Source organism: Metabacillus sp. KJ11-3 (assembly GCF_055808295.1).
The window spans coordinates 2,256,040-2,274,334 of the sequence record NZ_CM147865.1; the positions used below are offsets into that span (position 1 = coordinate 2,256,040).

The 18,295-nt window shown below is 36.0% G+C and carries 14 protein-coding genes, 3 pseudogenes and 1 other annotated feature; of the genes and pseudogenes, 4 read left to right on the forward strand and 13 right to left on the reverse strand.

Annotation, left to right across the window (positions count from 1 at the left end):
* Positions 1-169 precede the first annotated feature (169 nt).
* The 4 genes and pseudogenes from AC0L8O_RS11510 to AC0L8O_RS11525 all read right to left on the reverse strand — a co-directional run bounded on the left by AC0L8O_RS11510 (position 170) and on the right by AC0L8O_RS11525 (position 5,392).
* A complete protein-coding gene (locus AC0L8O_RS11510; RefSeq protein WP_026561828.1) occupies positions 170-1,870 on the reverse strand; it encodes a 2-isopropylmalate synthase in 1,701 nt (566 codons plus the stop codon).
* Between the two features lie 62 nt (positions 1,871-1,932).
* Positions 1,933-2,156: a binding site (T-box leader), on the reverse strand.
* Between the two features lie 162 nt (positions 2,157-2,318).
* Positions 2,319-3,224: a glycine betaine ABC transporter substrate-binding protein gene (locus AC0L8O_RS11515; protein WP_026561827.1), complete on the reverse strand. Its 906-nt coding sequence runs from the start codon at positions 3,222-3,224 to the stop codon at positions 2,319-2,321.
* Between the two features lie 82 nt (positions 3,225-3,306).
* Positions 3,307-4,140 (reverse strand): ABC transporter permease, encoded by an 834-nt coding sequence (locus AC0L8O_RS11520; protein WP_026561826.1) that lies wholly within the window; start codon positions 4,138-4,140, stop codon positions 3,307-3,309.
* Positions 4,140-5,392 (reverse strand): annotated as a pseudogene (locus tag AC0L8O_RS11525) (quaternary amine ABC transporter ATP-binding protein). Before AC0L8O_RS11525 ends, AC0L8O_RS11520 begins: the two are co-directional and overlap by 1 nt.
* 436 nt (positions 5,393-5,828) lie before the next feature.
* On the opposite strand from AC0L8O_RS11525, the gene AC0L8O_RS11530 reads away from it, so the two are divergent.
* The gene (locus tag AC0L8O_RS11530) at positions 5,829-6,380 is read left to right on the forward strand and encodes a GbsR/MarR family transcriptional regulator (protein ID WP_026561825.1); all 552 of its coding nucleotides are present in this window, start codon (positions 5,829-5,831) and stop codon (positions 6,378-6,380) included.
* Between the two features lie 21 nt (positions 6,381-6,401).
* Here AC0L8O_RS11530 and AC0L8O_RS11535 read toward each other — a convergent pair.
* From AC0L8O_RS11535 to AC0L8O_RS11550, 4 genes and pseudogenes are all read right to left on the reverse strand, one after another.
* Positions 6,402-7,290, reverse strand: a pseudogene (locus tag AC0L8O_RS11535) (TIGR01777 family oxidoreductase).
* Positions 7,291-7,368: 78 nt separating this feature from the next.
* Positions 7,369-8,172 carry a cytochrome c oxidase assembly protein gene (locus AC0L8O_RS11540; protein WP_473448184.1) on the reverse strand — a complete coding sequence of 268 codons (804 nt, stop codon included), beginning with the start codon at positions 8,170-8,172 and terminating at the stop codon, positions 7,369-7,371.
* Positions 8,150-8,661: pseudogene (locus tag AC0L8O_RS11545) on the reverse strand (DUF2243 domain-containing protein). The gene AC0L8O_RS11540 and the pseudogene AC0L8O_RS11545 overlap by 23 nt, the downstream one beginning before the upstream one ends.
* Positions 8,662-8,755: 94 nt before the next feature.
* The gene (locus AC0L8O_RS11550) at positions 8,756-10,375 is read right to left on the reverse strand and encodes an ABC1 kinase family protein (RefSeq protein WP_473448185.1); all 1,620 of its coding nucleotides are present in this window, start codon (positions 10,373-10,375) and stop codon (positions 8,756-8,758) included.
* A gap of 219 nt (positions 10,376-10,594) precedes the next feature.
* Between AC0L8O_RS11550 and AC0L8O_RS11555 the strand changes: the two genes are divergently transcribed.
* Positions 10,595-10,951 carry a hypothetical protein gene (locus tag AC0L8O_RS11555; protein ID WP_026561641.1) on the forward strand — a complete coding sequence of 119 codons (357 nt, stop codon included), beginning with the start codon at positions 10,595-10,597 and terminating at the stop codon, positions 10,949-10,951.
* Positions 10,952-11,137: 186 nt separating this feature from the next.
* Here the strand turns inward: AC0L8O_RS11555 and parC are convergent, their stop codons facing one another.
* The 3 genes from parC to AC0L8O_RS11570 all read right to left on the reverse strand — a co-directional run bounded on the left by parC (position 11,138) and on the right by AC0L8O_RS11570 (position 16,228).
* Positions 11,138-13,576, reverse strand: coding sequence for a DNA topoisomerase IV subunit A (parC, locus tag AC0L8O_RS11560; protein WP_026561642.1), 2,439 nt, complete (start codon positions 13,574-13,576; stop codon positions 11,138-11,140).
* 3 nt (positions 13,577-13,579) lie between these two features.
* Positions 13,580-15,547, reverse strand: coding sequence for a DNA topoisomerase IV subunit B (gene parE, locus AC0L8O_RS11565; protein WP_026561643.1), 1,968 nt, complete (start codon positions 15,545-15,547; stop codon positions 13,580-13,582).
* 267 nt (positions 15,548-15,814) lie between these two features.
* A complete protein-coding gene (locus AC0L8O_RS11570) occupies positions 15,815-16,228 on the reverse strand; it encodes a CoA-binding protein (protein ID WP_026561644.1) in 414 nt (137 codons plus the stop codon).
* Positions 16,229-16,466: 238 nt separating this feature from the next.
* On the opposite strand from AC0L8O_RS11570, the gene plsY reads away from it, so the two are divergent.
* Positions 16,467-17,051: a glycerol-3-phosphate 1-O-acyltransferase PlsY gene (gene plsY, locus AC0L8O_RS11575; protein WP_026561645.1), complete on the forward strand. Its 585-nt coding sequence runs from the start codon at positions 16,467-16,469 to the stop codon at positions 17,049-17,051.
* 138 nt (positions 17,052-17,189) lie between these two features.
* Positions 17,190-17,477, forward strand: coding sequence for a HesB/YadR/YfhF family protein (locus AC0L8O_RS11580; protein WP_026561646.1), 288 nt, complete (start codon positions 17,190-17,192; stop codon positions 17,475-17,477).
* A 95-nt stretch (positions 17,478-17,572) separates the two neighbouring features.
* Here the strand turns inward: AC0L8O_RS11580 and AC0L8O_RS11585 are convergent, their stop codons facing one another.
* Together AC0L8O_RS11585 and AC0L8O_RS11590 are read right to left on the reverse strand one after the other, a co-directional pair.
* Positions 17,573-17,872: a hypothetical protein gene (locus AC0L8O_RS11585; protein WP_026561647.1), complete on the reverse strand. Its 300-nt coding sequence runs from the start codon at positions 17,870-17,872 to the stop codon at positions 17,573-17,575.
* Positions 17,873-18,289, reverse strand: coding sequence for an acyl-CoA thioesterase (locus AC0L8O_RS11590; protein ID WP_026561648.1), 417 nt, complete (start codon positions 18,287-18,289; stop codon positions 17,873-17,875).
* Positions 18,290-18,295: the final 6 nt, after the last annotated feature.

Consider the following 18,295-nt stretch of genomic DNA (forward strand, 5'->3'; position numbering starts at 1 on the left):
AAGTTTGCGTAACACTTTTTCTAAATGTGCCATTTCCCCTTCTCTCCAACTAGAATGATCTAGATAAATATACAATAAAGGTTTTAAAAAAATAAAAGAAGCTGATTCAAATGGATAAGAACCAGCTCCTCGTATTTTCATCTATATGAAATGATAATGTTTTCTTTCATTATTCTTTTACAATAATTAATTCTTTTTCAACTGTAAGTAAGCTTGAAACCATTTTGTTAATGGCACTAAATAAAGCTTTTACCGATGAAGTCATGATATCAACGTCAATACCGCAGCCCCAGTATATTGTACCATCTTCTGCAGTTATTCCTACATACGAAACAGCTTTTGAGCCAGATCCAATTTCTAGAGCATGCTCTTTATAGACTAAATCTTTATAATCAATATTCAAATGATTTTGAATGGCGTTACTAATTGCATCAAGTCTTCCATTTCCCTTACCGACTAACTCATATAGTTCATTATCCGTCCGAATGGAAACAATCGTCTCATATTCTCCATTTGAGATAAAATGATAATGAATAAATTCAACAGGTGTATTAATATTCACATATTCCTCAATAAAAATATCATAAATTTCACTTGGCATAAGCTCTTTGTGCTTACGGTCTGATACATTTTTCACGCTATAGCCAAAGCTTTCTCGCATTTCAACAGGCAAGTCAAGACCATAAGATTGTTGAAGGATATAACCGATTCCACCCTTTCCTGATTGGCTATTAATACGGATAATATCTCCTTCATATTCTCTGCCAATATCCATTGGGTCAATTAATAGATAAGGTACAGTCCAATGCTGACACTCTTTTTCTTCTCGCCATTTCATGCCTTTCGCAATAGCATCTTGATGGGAGCCTGAGAATGCAGTAAATACGAGTTCACCACCGTATGGGTGTCTTTCATGAACCGTCATTCTTGTCAATTTTTCATATACAGAAATAATTTTCGGGATATTATCAAAGTTCAGTTTTGCATCTATTCCATGTGAAAACATATTTAAGGCAAGTGTGACAATATCAACGTTTCCTGTTCTTTCTCCATTTCCAAATAGTGTTCCTTCAACTCTCTGTGCACCTGCAAGCATCCCCAGCTCTGAGTCTGCTACTCCAGTTCCTCTATCATTATGAGGGTGGATGGAAAGAATCACATTGTCTCTGAAATGAAGATGATCACTCATGTACTCAATTTGACTAGCGTAAACGTGCGGCATGGACATGGATACCGTTGCTGGAAGGTTAATGATGACCTTATTTTCATCGGTAGGCTGCCAAATATTTAGAACAGCATTGCAAATCTCAAGTGCAAATTCCATTTCTGTACCTGTGAAGCTCTCTGGGGAATACTGAAATTGAAATTGCCCTTCGGTTTCAGCAGCATACTTTTTAAGCAATTTTGCCCCATTTACTGCTATATCAATAATTTGTTCTTCAGATTTCCTGAATACTTGCTCACGCTGGGCAACAGATGTGGAATTGTAAAGATGAACAACTGCTTTTTTTGCACCTCTCAATGCTTCAAATGTTTTACTTATAATGTGCTCTCTTGACTGCGTTAACACTTGAATGGTTACATCATCTGGAATAAGATCTTGTTCAATTAACGTACGTAAAAAAGCATATTCTGTTTCTGAAGCGGCAGGAAATCCTACTTCTATTTCCTTAAATCCTACTTCCAATAGTAATTGAAAATATTCTAATTTTTCCTCCAGACTCATCGGTACGACCAAAGCCTGATTTCCATCACGTAAATCGACACTACACCAAGTAGGAGCTTCTGTAATATACTCCTTTTCAGTCCATTTCAAGCTTGTTACTGGGGGCATAAAGTATCCTCTAGTATACTTATTTGTATTTTTCATGATAACTTCCACCTTTTTTTGTATAATTAATTTTTAATTAAAATAAAAAAGCCTCTCATCTCATAAGAGACGACAGGCTTAGCCTACGTGGTACCACTCTTTTTGGTTCATATACTAAATAAAATGAACCCGCTTAATGACTTTATTACGGTCGTCATCCGTTAAGACCTACCTCTATCAGTCTTACCGCTCCCGGGCGAGTTGGGGAATGAATTGACTGTCTTGCACCAGCCGACAGCTCTCTGAACAATTTTGAATCCTTAATACTCCCGATCAAAGCGTTTCATTATTTGATTTATCTGATTTTTCTAATCTTATAATGAATTTAGAAAATATTCAAGACCTTATTGATATTTTTTTGGGAAAATAATTTCATTCTCTTCATTCTTATCATTAGTTTTCATATAAAAAAACACCTACAGATTAAAATTCTGCAGGTGTTTACCTATTATTCTTTTAAATCCTCAATAGAATCAATGTCCATATATGCAGGAACAACTAATCCTGTTTTTGCTCCTTCAAGGTTTGCACCTAGATCTTCGAAGTCACCTTCATACTTTTCATATTGATCAGCATGTGTTAATGGTAACCATCCAGCTATATGTGCATCAACACTACCATCAGCTACACCAGCCCACATCGGACCAGCTTCAACTTGACTAAGTGTTACTTCATATCCTAAGTCAGTTAATATTTTTGCCACTACATTTGTGCTAGCAATTTCACTATCCCAAGCAACATATGCTAGTTTAACTTCTTCACCATTTCCTTTTTCAGCACCTTCTGTCCATTCAGCCACTTTGTCAGCATTTTCTTCCACCCACGCAGCTGCAGCTTCTTCAGGTGCAGTACCATCTTGAATTGCACTCATTACAACACCCATTTCATCAGGTGTCCAGAAGAACTGATCTAATACTTTGTGTACACCAGGCAGATCTTCTGCTAAGCCGTTACGTGCAATAGAATGAATGTTTTCTGCTTCCCCATAAACACCATTAGGATCTTCTAGGTATTTTAAATCAAACTTAGAAAACATCCAGTGTGGTGTCCAACCTGTCACAATAATAGGCTCTTCTTTCTTATAAGCCTTTTGAAGAGCAGCAGTCATCGCAGCACCTGACCCTTCTACTAATTCCCAGTCAGTTAATTCATACTCTTCAAGTGCAGATGAAGTTGCCTTCATGATACCTGCACCTGGATCAATACCAGTGATTTTGTATTCTACGTTTTCTCCAACAGTTGCTGTGCTTCCTTCTGAGTTTGATGAATCGTTTGATGTTTCTTCACCACCACAAGCAGCCAGACCAAATGTAAGACCCAATGCTAATGTTGCTTTTGATAATTTTGTAAACATTCTATTGTCCCCCTTTAAGTTTTTACATCCTATTTGGATGAATCTATTAAAAACTTACACATACAAAACGTACGGAAGTTTTTTATGCTTTTTTCCCAATATTCTGCGTAATTCGATCAAGTATAATGGCAATAATAACTATCGCTAATCCAGCTTCAAATCCCGTACCTGTTTGTAACTGTGTCACTGCCCGATAAACATCTGCTCCAAGTCCGGGAGCACCAACCATTGAAGCAATAACAACCATCGATAATGCAAGCATGATACTCTGATTTATACCAGCCATAATAGTCGGCATCGCTAACGGAAGCTGAACCTTTATTAATTTTTGACGAGTTGTTGACCCAAACGCTTGTGTTGCTTCAATCAAGTCTTCTGGAACTTGTTTTATTCCGAGAATTGTTAAACGTATAGTAGGAGGCATCGCAAAAATAACAGATGCTACAACTCCGGGTACAACACCAATATTAAAGAAAAAGATTGCAGGTAATAAATAAACAAACGCAGGCATTGTTTGCATGAAATCGAGAAGTGGTGTCACAATTTTACTGACTAACTCACTTTGCGAGGCCCAAATTCCGATCGGAATACCAAGAATAATAGATATACCAACTGATGTTAAGACAAGGGCAATCGTATCGAGCATATTTTCCCAATATCCTAAGTTATCTATCAGTAATAACCCTATAAATGTAAATAACGCAATCTTCCAATTACATACTTTCCAAGCGAGTAAACCAACAAGAACAGCTAAAATAATCGACGGAATGAAACCGAGACCCACCACAATGCCTTCGACAAATGATTCCAAACCAATGGCAATTCCTTCAAAAAATGGTTCAAAATGATCAACTAACCACTCGATGAAAAAATCAATCCATGCGCCTATCGGTAGTTTAGGTAATAAATTTCCCATTATAAAACCTCCCTTTCTTCAGTTACAGGGAGCTCTACTTTTTCCGTATCGTTTATATACGTATCATTGCCTGCTAGTGCACCAATGACTGCACCTCTGATCACAATTCCTTTTAACCTGTTGTTTTCATCAATTACCGTTACTGGAATTGCAGCATCTGAGACATCATCAAAGAGATCAACTAATAAAGTATCAGGTGACACAGTTTTAACGTCTTTTATAATGACTTCATTTAACGAAAGTCCCTTTTCAATTGCTTGTTTTGCATCTTGTGCAGAAACAGCTCCGATTAGTCTTTTTTGCTTATCTACTACATACACAGTAGATATGGCATGGTCTTGCATCAGTTTTAATGCGACTCGTGGACCTTTATCTAGCTGAACTGTTTCGGGACGTTTCATCACATGTGCAGCCGTGAGTACTTTCGATAAATCAACATCTTCTACAAATCTTTCAACATATTCATTTGAAGGATTCATAAGAATTTCTTCAGGAGAACCAATTTGAACGATGTTTCCATCTTTCATTAACGCGATGCGATCACCTATTCGTAATGCTTCATCCAAATCATGTGTAATAAAAATAATCGTTTTCTCCATTGTCGATTGAAGCTCAAGTAATTCATCTTGCATATCCTTACGGATGAGAGGATCTAATGCACTAAAGGCTTCATCCATTAACAATATGTCAGGATCATTTGCTAAAGCTCTCGCAAGACCCACACGCTGCTGCATACCGCCACTTAGCTGGCTCGGAAATTGTTGTTCATATCCCTCAAGGCCTACAAGTTTCAACGCTTCCAATGCTCTTTTCTTACGGTCTGATTTTTCAACACCTTGAATTTCAAGACCGTATTCTGTATTTTCAAGTACTGATCGATGTGGAAACAAAGCAAATTTCTGGAAGACCATACTTAATTTTTTCTTCGTACATTTCGTAGCTCTTCTTTGTTCATTGAAACAATATCTTCTCCATCGATCAACACTTGACCACTTGTAGGCTCTATTAATCTGTTGAACATACGAACAAGTGTAGATTTCCCACTTCCCGAGAGACCCATAATCACAAAAATTTCTCCAGGATACACTTCAAAGTTCGCACGGTTCACACCAACCGTTGAACCTGTTTCTTTTAATATCTCCTGTTTTGATTTTCCTTGTTTTAAAAGTTGTGCTGCTTTTTTGGTATTCTTTCCAAATATTTTCGACACATCTTTTACGGAGATTTTCACCGTTTTTTCTTCCATATTCATTTTTTCACCTCTATATATTCACTAGATAAAACGTGACAACCATCAATTTTATTCTGTTTAGCCCTCCATTCAAATGAATTGTCCGTCTCTAACTCGCTCTTCTATTATAGAAATATTACAAAAAGATGACAAAGCTCATATATGCTCATATTCGAGCGTAAACTTTGTACAGAAAAAACTGTACGCACTTTATATACTTGATACTTATAAATCCTTCCATATGCTTCACTTTCTTTATCTTTACTTTCACATTAGAAATAGGTACTCTATACATATAAAGTGAGACTTCTATCAGTGGAGATTTACTTCATCCTCACTGATGGGTTCTTTACGGCAGTTATCTCCAACTTATCTTCTTTGCTACTGTCGAATTTTGTAGGAGGAGACTTACTACCCGTTAAGAATGGGATAAAAGGTTTATAGGATGTGAAAGGGTTTGCAGGAAGGTAAAGACGAACTTGAGAGAGCTCGCGAACGTGTGATTGAAGCAATATCACAAAACATGAATTTATATGGTGTTACTCCTTCTATAGGAAGACTTTGGGGTCTTCTTTATTTTCAAAATGAACCTATGACATTAGATGAAATGAAGAATGAATTAGGAATGAGTAAAACGAGTATGAGTACATCTGTAAGAACCTTAATGGATCTCCATATGGTCGATAAAGTGTGGAAAAAAGGAATTAGAAAAGATCTTTATGAGGTGGAAGAAGACTGGTACCAAACGTTTATTGATTTTTTCACTATTAAGTGGAGAAGCGGTGTCATGATAAATGTCAACGCTATTGAAAAGTCTCTACAGGAATTAAACAAAATTCTTGAACGTCCTGGCATTTCTGAGGATGATAAAAAAACTGTAAGACGTGATATTGAAAAATTACATGACGCATTAGATTACTATAATTGGTTAAATAGATTAGTTGATACGTTTGAAACACATGAAATTTTCAACTATATTCCCAAAAAGAAGGAAGACCCATCGCAATAATTATGGGTCTTCCTTCTTTTCTTAAGAAATTAAAATATCATGTAAAGTTTTATTAAGCGTATCATATGTAAAATTGAACCCTTCTTTTTGAAGTCTTTCCGGTATGACCCAACGACTTTTCAACACAAGCTCAGTTTCCGTTCGAATAAGGATTGATCCAAATTCAAGCATCCATTTAGGTGCAGGGAGACCAAAAGGAACGTTCATCACACTTCGAAGATTTTGCATCAGTTCTTGGTTTGTCACAGGGTTAGGAGCGGAGCAATTAAATACACCTTCAAGATCTTTTCTTTCTTGTAAAAAGAGGACAATCCTGAACAAATCTTCTACATGGATCCAACTGAATTTTTGATGACCGGATCCTTGATTACCTCCTAAGCCAAACTTGACTAAGCTTTGGTATGGGACCATAACTCCTCCATTTTTTCCTAAGACGATCGCAATTCGCAGGGCTACTTGCCTTGTGTTTGGCAAATTGAATGAAAAAAGCATCTTCCCAAGCAGCCGCTACGTCTACGGAAAAACCGGATCCAACCTCACCATCATCTTCTGTCATAGGACGATCCTCTGCATGACGGTAGATTGTAGCTGTACTGGAATTAATCCACAATTTAGGTGGAGCTGTACAACGTTTCATTGCTTCTCCTAATTGGTTCGTTGTCATTAATCTCGAATTCATAATTTCTTGTTTATTTCTCTCATTATATCGGCAATTCACTGATTTTCCTGCCAGGTTTATAAGTAGCTCAGCATGATTTAACGCATCTGCAATACCTTCTTCATTTTCCCATGAAACATGCTGTGGACGTCTTGATATTATCATTACATCATAACCGAGTTTGTTATATTCCCTCTCAAAAAATTGGCCAATAAATCCCGTTCCTCCGGCTATTACGACTTTTTTGTTCATTTTCTTCATCCCTCACACACCATTAATACCTAAAGCTTACCATATGTTTAGATTGTAAGGGATGTTAATTGACTGATCTCATCCTTTTAAAGAGTTAGCAGTCTTTTTGTGAATGTCCAGCTTTCTCCCTCTTACATGATACCATTGCAGACAAAGGACATAGATGATTCCAAAATCAATAAGATCCCCACCATAGTACATAACCATCGCACCTATTTCAGCATCATTCCGGGAAACACCTAAAGGTGGGTGCACATATATTAATTTTGAAAGTATTCCATGTGCTGCTAAAGCTAAAATTAAGATCGTAGCCCGATAAATAAACGACTTTTTATGTGCTGTTGGATCAATACATAGAATTGAAAAAGTGAATGCATAGCCTGCCAAAAACATATGGAGATGAATCAGATTAGCTACAATGACATTTTCATGCATCAGCAAAAATAGGTCTGTTGAGTAAAGGAGCCATAAACCGCCCACATTTAAGATCGTAGTTACAATTGGATCAGAAAGTATCTTAAATGGCCAACATTTTAGTATAGCTGCCACCTTCCTCGCATATTTCACAGGTAAGATTTTAAGAAGTAAGGATATTGGAGCTGACAAAACTAGAAGAAACGGACCTAGCATACCAACCAGGATATGTCCTATCATATGAAACATAAAATGGTGGTGTGCTTGACTTGCTATAGGGCCAACAACCGCTAACGCTATACATACGATTCCGAATACCCAACAATAAAATTTGATGATCGACCACTTTTTCTTTTGATAATACAAGTATATAGTTGCTGCTAAATAACCTATTACTAGTATGAAAAGAAAGATTAAAAATAGCTCACTATAAGGATTTGCACTTTCATGGTGAAGATTCTTGATCATATTTCATTTTCCCTCTATTCACCTTTTCTCGATCTCTAGTCTTATACACCAACATGATTCCCAACATGATCATGACGATCGCAATACCATTCCAAACCAAATCATAGACGATCACTGTGTCTACATAACGAATTTGATGAATCCTCATGAGTTTGTGCTGAATTGTCCCATCATATAACTGAAAGCCACCTGACCCAATCAAAGAACCTCCCCACCATCTTTTTAAAGAGAAAATCCCTTTACGGCGTAGATCTGCAAACATAAATAATCCCATCACTGTAGCAAACCAGCTAAAAGCATGAAAAAGCCCATCAGATATTAATCCAATTTCCGTTGTTGATTGATCATAGAAATGATGCCAATGTAATAATTGGTGAAATACAGTTTCATCGATAAAGGCTACAAATCCTATACCGAAAAAATTCCAGCCCAAAGGTTTCTTTTACTATCCAAAATGTGAAAACCCCCTTTAAATTGTAATGACAATATTAAAGTATTGACTTTACAATCACATTTCTATACCAGTGTCTAAGCGAAGAAAAAAGCTAAACTCTATCATAATGAGTTTAGCCGTTTTTCATATTTAGCGTCCTTCTTGCATATATTTCATCCATTTTTTTAATCTGATTTCACATATACCATATCCAACTGCTGAAAGAATAGTTAAACCACCAGATAACTGCCCCAACAAATCCTGTGAAGAAACTATACTATAACCAACCCCAATAAGACCAATTAAAGCAAGTTGAAAACATCGTTTCTTATTATTTTCAATAACAGTAAATTGAAAAAGTCTCCTTTGTTCCGTTTCTTTTACCATTTCGTACTTTTTAGGAGCTTGGAGGAAATCAGTAACAGAATGGATGATATTAAATAGTGGTTGAGATTTTGCCCACTGCCATAAAAAAGACCATTTATTACTTCCTTGTGACTGTATCCATTTCATAAAAACGGGTTTACCCAGCTCTATCAATTCTTGATCCGGAACTAAATTTCGTAAATTCCCTTCAATAGTGACGACTGCTCTCCCTAAAAATACAAACCTAGTTGGAACTTGAATTGGTAATGCTTGTATGAGATCATTCATTTCAAGTTTTAATTTGAGTAGGTCGGCTTCCTTTAGTTGTGATGGATCAAAGGATACAATCTCTTCCATCAGTTTCTCCATCGTTCGGGAATTATCCTGGGAATGTAAAAATTCTAAATAATATAAACATTCCACTGCTTTTGTATAATCTTTTGCTAGTATACTACCGATTAAAGTTTGAAAGTAAGTAGCATCCTTTTTTGAAATTTCCCCGACCATCCCTAAGTCTAACATAATTACTTTTCCTTCTGGTGAAAATAGGATGTTTCCTGGATGAGGATCAGCATGAAACAATCCAGGTTCTAACCATTGTGGAAGAAAAGCACTAATTAACCGTTTTGCCAGCTCTTCCCTGCTAAATGGCAACTGATTAATTTGCTGTTCATCCGAAATCCTTATTCCTTCAACCCATTCCATGACAAGAATCTTTGATGTACAAAGATCTTTATAAACGGACGGGATTTGCACGATTTCAGAGGACGACTTATAACGCTCCTTAAAATATATAAGTGATTTAATTTCCAATTGAAAATCAAGTTCTTGTTCAATCACCTGCTTTAATTCTTTGAACAACACGTTAAATTGAATAAATCCTTTTGGGACTGGCACAAAGTGATCAGCAAACCAAATGATGATTCTTAAAGTACGAAAGTCAGTTTGAATAATGGATTGTATGTGAGGTCGCTGTACTTTAATCGCAACCGTTGTTCCATTCTTCAATACTCCTTTATATACCTCTCCAATTGACGCGGAAGCGATCGAATGTTGATCAATGGATTGTAAATGGTAGTCAAGTCTTTCACCCCATTCATTTTCCAATTGGTTTTTTATCTCATCCCAGTTTGAAGGAGGGACCTTATCAGTTAAATCTTGAATTTGACTGATAAAAGCATGTGGAAGCAAATCTGAACGAATACTCAATATTTGCCCAATTTTGATTAGTAGCCCCTCTACCTCAAATAATGTTTTTCGAAACTTCTTACCAATCTCAAGCCATAATTTTTCCCACTCAGAATCAGATTTTTTCCTTAATTTATACCAGTAGATTTTGAGAAAAATGGAGAAAAATAATGTTAAAACTTTGTAGATTCTTTTCCATTTACTTTTCACTGCCATCACAATACCTCTTTTAGTTTTAATGACGAACGGATAGATAATTCATTATCAATGATTATTCAAATTATACCATTTTTTACTAACTCGTACCTTCATTTATCTTTTATAGAATGATAACCTTTTCATTAGAAATTAACATTGGAATCCAAAACAAATGTCTTTTCAAATTGCTGAAAAAGGATTAAGATAGGTCTATGAATTGGCAAAGGGGTGAGATCATTGAGACATCGTTTGCTATTTAAATCATTATTTTTGCTATTGATCTTCATAACTAGCATACATCTCGTTTCAATGTCGCAGGTACATCATCCTATTAGTCTAGGCAAAGTCATTGCCGTAGAAAATGAAGCAGCAACTGGATTTGCTTTACTTGAAGAAGATCAAAAACATTTCGATTTATATGGCATTTTTCCGGAAATTGCATACACAGTCCTAATCGCAATAGCATTATTGCTTTATAGCTATTTTACTACTTGGAATCAACGAATAAGGCAATTTTTGTATGCTGTCTATTATCAATCTTCTTACTTTGATAAAGATCGTTTATATCAATCTTCCTATACAAAATCAGTCTAAAAATTGGAGGTTATATAAATGATGTTTATTATAAGAATGTTACCGATCGTGTTGTTTTCAGTTACAGCCTTAAGTCTTTTTACGTACCAAGGTATTGAAATTGTTCACGCATTTTCAGACTATTTCCAAAAAAAATAATAAAAATAAGGGCTGATCCACTATTTTATGGATCAGCCCTTTTGATTTTTATCTACCTGTTTCCTCTTTCACTTCTATCCATGTTTCCTTTACAGACCCGGCATCTTGTTCATCAATCACGAACGAACCGTTACTATATCGATCATTCGCTCTTAATGAAGAGACATCAACACTTTCGATAACACCTTTTTCTGTTTCAAGGAAAAATTCCTCATTTTTATATACAATCTCAGCACCGACAACTCGGTGTGGATTATTTTTAAGTTCTCTTAACATGATAAGTCCACGTTTTGCTCTTGAAGACTTTTCAAAGTCATTTATTGACATTTTTTTCACTGCTCCTCTTTGGGTGGCAATGACTAAAAATGCCTTTGTATCCCGTTTTAACATACTTCCGCCAACAACATAATCATCCTGCTTTAAGTTAATCCCTTTTACACCTGCCGCACGAGGTCCAACGATATTCACTTCTTCTTCTGCAAACCATAATCCATAACCAAGATGTGTAACTATAAACAGATCTTCCTTGCCTGTTGTCAGATGAACATCCACCAGGATGTCATCACCTTTGAGATTTACAGCAACAAGAGGTTTAGAATATCTCTGTGCTTTATATACGCAAAGCTCAGATTTTTTCACCATACCTGATTTTGTCACAAACGTAACGAAGAGTGGTTCCTCAAAGTTTTTAACTGGGATCGCCTTGATAATTTCTTCATCGCGTTCAATAGGAATAATATTCGCAATATGTTGTCCAAGGTCCTTCCATCGTATATCAGGCAGTTCGTGTACCGGACAGTACAGGTAATTCCCTTTATTTGTAAACAACAGCACAACATCTGTTGTATTAATGTCAATTTTAGAAAGTAAACGGTCTTTTTCTTTCATCCCAAAATCTTGACCATTTGATGCTGCATAAGATCTTTGGCTAGTTCGTTTCACATAACCGTCTTTAGTAATGGTTACGATCACATCTTCAGATGCCACCATGACTTCAAGGTTTATCTTTATTTCTTCAATTTCTGCTTGAATGACCGAGCGACGATCATCAGCATATGTTTTCTTCACTCTTTTTAGATCATTTTTAATGACTTTAAGAAGTACCTTCTCATCATTAAGAATATTAATTAATTCTTGAATTTTTTTAGCCAGCTCTTCTGCTTCGTTTCTTAACGCTGTTATATCTGTATTAGTTAAACGATATAATTGTAATGAAACGATTGCTTCTGCTTGTGGTTCTGAAAATTGATATTTTTTTATTAAATTATCCTTTGCATCTCTTTTATCCTTTGAAGCACGGATTGTCGCAATCACTTCATCTAAAATAGATAAAGCCTTAATTAACCCTTCGACAATGTGCTGTCTTTCTTGTGCTTTGCGCAGCTCATATTTTGAGCGATTTGTCACAACTTCCTTCTGGTGACCGATATAGGCATCAAGAATGGAAGGTAGGCTCATCAACATTGGACGGCGGTTATGGATTGCGACCATATTGAAGTTATACGTTATTTGCAAATCACTGTTTTTATATAAATAATTAAGAACTCCAGCTGCATTGCCATCCTTTTTTAACTCAATGACAATTCGTAACCCGGTACGATCTGTCTCATCACGTACTTCGGCAATTCCTTCGACCTTACGTTCAATTCTAAATTCATCGATTCGCTTAACTAGATTTGCTTTATTCACTTCAAATGGAATTTCAGTGATCGTAATTTGCTGTTTCCCACCGCGAATCTCTTCTATTTCCGCTTTACCACGAACAATGATTTTTCCTTTACCTGTTTCATAGGCCTTCTTTATCCCGTCAACACCTTGAATAATCCCACCAGTTGGAAAATCCGGACCTTTAATTACCGTCATTAATTCATCAACTGTACATTCAGGTTTATCCATTCTTTTGATGACGGCATCAATTACTTCTCCTAAATGATGTGGGGGTATATCTGTTGCATAACCAGCAGATATTCCCGTCGAGCCATTGACTAATAGATTTGGAAACATAGCTGGAAGAACTAGAGGTTCCTTACTTGTATCATCAAAGTTTGGAACAAATTCAACTGTTTCTTTTTCTATGTCACGTAACAATTCTGAAGCAATCGCTGATAATCTTGCTTCTGTATAACGCATTGCAGCAGGTGGATCACCGTCAATACTCCCATTATTTCCATGCATTTGAATCTGTAAATTTCTTACTTTCCAGTCCTGGCTCATTCGAACCATGGCTTCATAAACAGATGAATCACCATGTGGATGGTAATTACCAATAACATTCCCAACTGTTTTGGCTGATTTACGGTAATTTTTATCATTTGTATTCCCGTCAACATGCATAGCATATAAAATTCTTCGTTGTACAGGCTTTAATCCATCACGCGCATCTGGTAATGCACGATCTTGAATAATGTACTTACTATAACGTCCAAAACGGTCACCAAGCACATCTTCAAGAGGTAAATCGCGATATACTTCTACTGAATTGTTCATTGCCTATACCTCCTCTGCAACCGATAAATGCTCATTTTCTAATATATTTGTTTCTTCATCAAGACCGAATGCAACATTGCTTTCAATCCATTTTCTACGTGGTTCAACTTTATCACCCATAAGTGTTGTGACACGCCTTTCAGCACGAGCTGCATCATCAATTTTGACACGAATAAGCGTTCTTGATTCGGGGTTCATTGTTGTTTCCCAAAGCTGGTCTGCATTCATTTCACCAAGACCTTTATAGCGTTGAATCATATAACCTTTTCCTACCTTAGAGATGGCATCACTTAGCTCATCATCAGACCATGCGTACTCAATAACTTCCTTTTTGCCTGAACCTTTACTTACCTTGTATAAAGGCGGCAGGGCAATAAATACTTTTCCATTTTCAATTAGAGGTTTCATATAGCGATAGAAGAATGTTAATAACAGCACTTGAATATGAGCACCATCTGTATCTGCATCAGTCATAATAATGACTTTATCATAATTAATATCTTCTACAGTAAACTCTGCTCCAACACCTGCTCCAATTGCATGAATAATCGTATTAATTTCTTCATTCTTAAAAATATCCGCTAATTTAGCTTTTTCTGTATTGATAACTTTCCCTCTTAAAGGAAGTACTGCTTGGAACCTTCTGTCCCTACCTTGTTTTGCAGAACCTCCTGCAGAATCACCCTCAACAAGATATAGTTCGTTTTTTAATGGATTACGTGATTGGGCAGGTGTAAGTTTACCGCTCAATGTCGTTTCAGAACGCTTTCGTTTTTTACCGCTCCGTGCTTCCTCACGTGCTTTTCTGGCAGCCTCTCTAGCTTGAAACGCTTTAATCGCTTTTTTCACAAGAAGTGTGCCTGCGTCAGGATTTTCTTCTAAAAAGTAAGAAAGGTTTTCAGAAACAATGGCATCAACTGCTGATCTTGCTTCACTTGTCCCAAGCTTACCTTTCGTCTGACCTTCAAATTGTAATAACTCTTCAGGAATTCTTACTGATACAATCGCTGATAAACCTTCGCGAATATCAGAACCCTCTAAATTTTTATCTTTCTCTTTAAGTAATCCCGTTTTTCTTGCATATTCATTAAAGGCTCTTGTCATTGCTGTTTTAGAACCTGCTTCATGGGTTCCGCCATCTTTTGTCCGAACATTATTAACGAATGATAAAATATTTTCTGAGTACCCATCATTGAATTGAAAAGCAAAATCAACTTCAATGCCATTTTGCTCACCTTCAAATGAAACTACCGGGTGTAGGGCATCTTTTTCTTCATTTAAGTATGTGACAAATGCTTCAATTCCGGTTTCGTAATGGTATACCTCTGATTGATCGTGTCGCTCATCAATTAATTCAATTTTAAACCCTTTCAAAAGAAAAGCAGATTCGCGAAGACGTTCACTTAATGTTTCAAAGTTATAGGTTGTCGTACTAAACATTATTGGATCAGGTTTAAAATGAATCTTTGTACCTGTTTTGTTCGTTTTTCCTTTTTTCTCTAAAGTTGTCACAGGCTTTCCGCCGTTTTCAAAGCGTTGTTCATAAATAAAACCATCGCGTTGAATAGTGACAACCAGCCATTCTGAGAGAGCATTAACAACTGATGCACCAACTCCATGTAAACCGCCACTTGTTTTATATCCACCTTGCCCGAACTTTCCTCCTGCATGAAGAACCGTTAAGATGACTTCAGGTGTTGGTTTTCCAAGTTTGTGCATACCAATCGGCATACCTCTACCCTTATCTTGAACAGAAATACTGTTATCTTTATGTATTTTGACTATTATATGATCCCCATGTCCTGCTAAAGCCTCGTCCACAGAGTTATCAACGATTTCGTAAACGAGATGATGCAAACCCCGGCTATCTGTACTACCAATGTACATACCAGGTCGTTTTCTTACAGCCTCAAGACCTTCGAGGACCTGAATCGCATCATCATTATAATCAAACTGTTGCTTCTTTCCCAAGCGACTAAACCCCTTTCAGTGACAAACAATTAAATCTTTTTCACAATAGAACGCATGTTTTAGTATTTTATACAATAATTTGCAGATCGACAACCCCCACAAATGAAGAGAAAATCAAGTAAAAGTTTTCTAACATTATTATCTTACCACTTACCTCATATCCATGCTTAATTGTATATGGTAATTTGGTTTTAGGAAACAATATTCGCATAATAAAATAAAAATCCTTGTTTTTACAAGGATTTTCTTCAAAAAAGAACAAGTAAATTACTTTGTCATAGCATGCTCAACCTTTATACAACGATTCATGATAACGGTTTTATGATTGTCTATCAGCAATTGATAGGCTTCTTCATTTTCTAATCCGAGCTGTGCCCAGTATACATCTGCATCAATTTTCAAAAACTCCTGGGCAACTTCCAACAAATGTTCTGAGCGGCGAAACACATTGACAATATCAACATGCCCTTTTATATCACTTAATGAAGCTACTGCCTTTTGACCTAATACTTCGTCTACAGTAGGATTTACAGGAATAATCTCATATCCTGCATTCTGCATCGCCTTACTTACCATGTATGATGTACGCTCAGGATTATTAGACAGACCAACAACTGCTATTGTTTTACTGTTCTTTAAAATTTGTCCAATTTCTTCTCTTGTTGGATTTTCAATCGGCATTTTCCCATCTCCTTTTCCTCTATCATAACAATTTAGAAACTTGGCAAACAATGATTTTGCCTTCGACTACAGGAAGTTTTGCTTCCTTTTGTATGGAATTGAAACTTAACTCTTATACTATGTACGACGTTTGAATATTACTTATAACATGAGAGTTTTTATCTTTTTTTATTCTCTCGTAGTGTTTTTATCAATTATCATGATAGAATATAAAAAGAATATGCAAAGGAGTACATATATGATTGAAGCATTTATTTTTATTTTAGCTTATTTATTAGGTTCCATTCCATCCGGCCTTATAGTAGGCAAGCTTGGGTATGGAATTGACATACGTGAACATGGGAGCGGAAATTTAGGTGGAACGAATACGTTTCGAACATTGGGAATTAAAGCAGGATTACTTGTTACAGGTGCTGATATATTAAAAGGAACACTTGCTGCTGCTTTACCTTTATTATTCGGTTTAGAACACTTGCATCCTTTATTAGTTGGGATCTTTGCCGTTGTTGGCCATACATATCCAATTTTCGCGAAATTTAGAGGAGGAAAAGCAGTTGCCACTTCCGGCGGTGTACTTTTATGTTATGTACCGTTATTATTTATAACGATGTTAGCCTTCTTTTTTATTGTTCTTTATATCTCAAAATATGTTTCACTTTCATCTATGCTCGCTGGAGTTTATGGAATCATTTACAGCTTATTTACAAAAGATATTCCACTTATCATTGTTATAACGTTGTTAACTTCATTTGTTGTCTATCGCCATCGTGCAAATATTAAACGAATTATCGATAAGACAGAGCCGAAAGTAAAGTGGCTATAAAAAGAAGATAAAGTAAACAGGATACTATTTCTGTTTTACTCATCTTCTTTTTTATTTTCGTTATGTTCATCATTAGCCCTAACAGCACATCTATATTATAATTAAGATAAGTTTATAAAACATAAGGAGTGTTCGGATTTGAAAATTACCATTGATAACAAAGCAGCAGATTGGTATATAAATGAATTACAACTTGAAGAGGGTGACACTGTTCAGTTTTTTGTTAGATATGGTGGATGTAGTAATGTACAAAAAGGATTTTCACTTGGAGTTGTGAAACAAAACCCTGAAGAAATAGGATCCAGTGTAGAAAGTAATGGAATTACGTTTTTTGTTGAAAATCGTGATTTATGGTATTTTGATCAACATGATTTACATGTTGATTTAGATGAAGATGCTGAGGAACCTGTATTTCAATATCAATAATTCAGTGCATTGAAAAGAAATTCTAAAAAGTAAACATGAGGGGGAAATTTCACGCGTTCTATATACTAATGAAATTCTCCCCTCTTGTTATATTTTTACAATTTAAATCGTTTAATTTGGTCTTCTAAACCGTATTCTTTTAATATAGACATTTGTATGTTACCCATTAAATCGAAGTGTGGATATTGTTTATAATGGTGAATCCATTCTCTCTTTAATCCGTATCGAGTTCCCCAATGGGCTAATTTGTCAATATCCTTGCAGCCAACCTTTGTTACACAATGACTATTAGGAAACCGGTCATCTAACCAAAAATGAGTTAAAAATGCGATATTTCCATGATCAATTTCATGTTTCCATCTATGTAATTCCTTTCGGGAAATGCCAAATGCCATTTATTTTTTCGCCTTCTCATAAGCTTCGTGCCACTCTGGGAACATCTTTTTGAATTTAACTGGTCTAAATGTTTCTTTGTTCACACAAACATGACTGGATTTTGCTTGAACAGCAAGGTCACCGCCTGGCGAAAAAATTTCATATCCATACACACTTTTTATCCCATTATATTCTTCAATCCAGGTGTTGATTGTAGCTGTTTCACCGTAACGCATTGGCTTTTTATAAGAAATATCAAGGTCAATAACAGGTGATATGATTCCCTGCTCTTCCATTCCAGCATAAGAAAACCCCAGATCTTGTATAAGTTTTGTCCTGCCAACTTCCATCCACACTAGGTAATTTGCATGGTATACAACACCCATTTGATCTGTTTCAGCATATCGAACTTCAATCTCAGCTTTAGATATATGCATCTTTCT

What these genes read in the sequence shown, in the direction of transcription:
- AC0L8O_RS11510 (WP_026561828.1), bottom strand. Translation starts at nt 1,870, where the DNA reads ATGAAAAATACAAATAAGTATACTAGAGGATACTTTATGCCCCCAGTA.
- AC0L8O_RS11515 (WP_026561827.1), bottom strand. Translation starts at nt 3,224, where the DNA reads ATGTTTACAAAATTATCAAAAGCAACATTAGCATTGGGTCTTACATTT.
- AC0L8O_RS11520 (WP_026561826.1), bottom strand. Translation starts at nt 4,140, where the DNA reads ATGGGAAATTTATTACCTAAACTACCGATAGGCGCATGGATTGATTTT.
- AC0L8O_RS11540 (WP_473448184.1), bottom strand. Translation starts at nt 8,172, where the DNA reads ATGATCAAGAATCTTCACCATGAAAGTGCAAATCCTTATAGTGAGCTA.
- AC0L8O_RS11550 (WP_473448185.1), bottom strand. Translation starts at nt 10,375, where the DNA reads ATGGCAGTGAAAAGTAAATGGAAAAGAATCTACAAAGTTTTAACATTA.
- parC (WP_026561642.1), bottom strand. Translation starts at nt 13,576, where the DNA reads ATGAACAATTCAGTAGAAGTATATCGCGATTTACCTCTTGAAGATGTG.
- AC0L8O_RS11570 (WP_026561644.1), bottom strand. Translation starts at nt 16,228, where the DNA reads ATGCCGATTGAAAATCCAACAAGAGAAGAAATTGGACAAATTTTAAAG.
- plsY (WP_026561645.1), top strand. Translation starts at nt 16,467, where the DNA reads ATGATTGAAGCATTTATTTTTATTTTAGCTTATTTATTAGGTTCCATT.
- AC0L8O_RS11585 (WP_026561647.1), bottom strand. Translation starts at nt 17,872, where the DNA reads ATGGCATTTGGCATTTCCCGAAAGGAATTACATAGATGGAAACATGAA.
- AC0L8O_RS11590 (WP_026561648.1), bottom strand. Translation starts at nt 18,289, where the DNA reads ATGCATATATCTAAAGCTGAGATTGAAGTTCGATATGCTGAAACAGAT.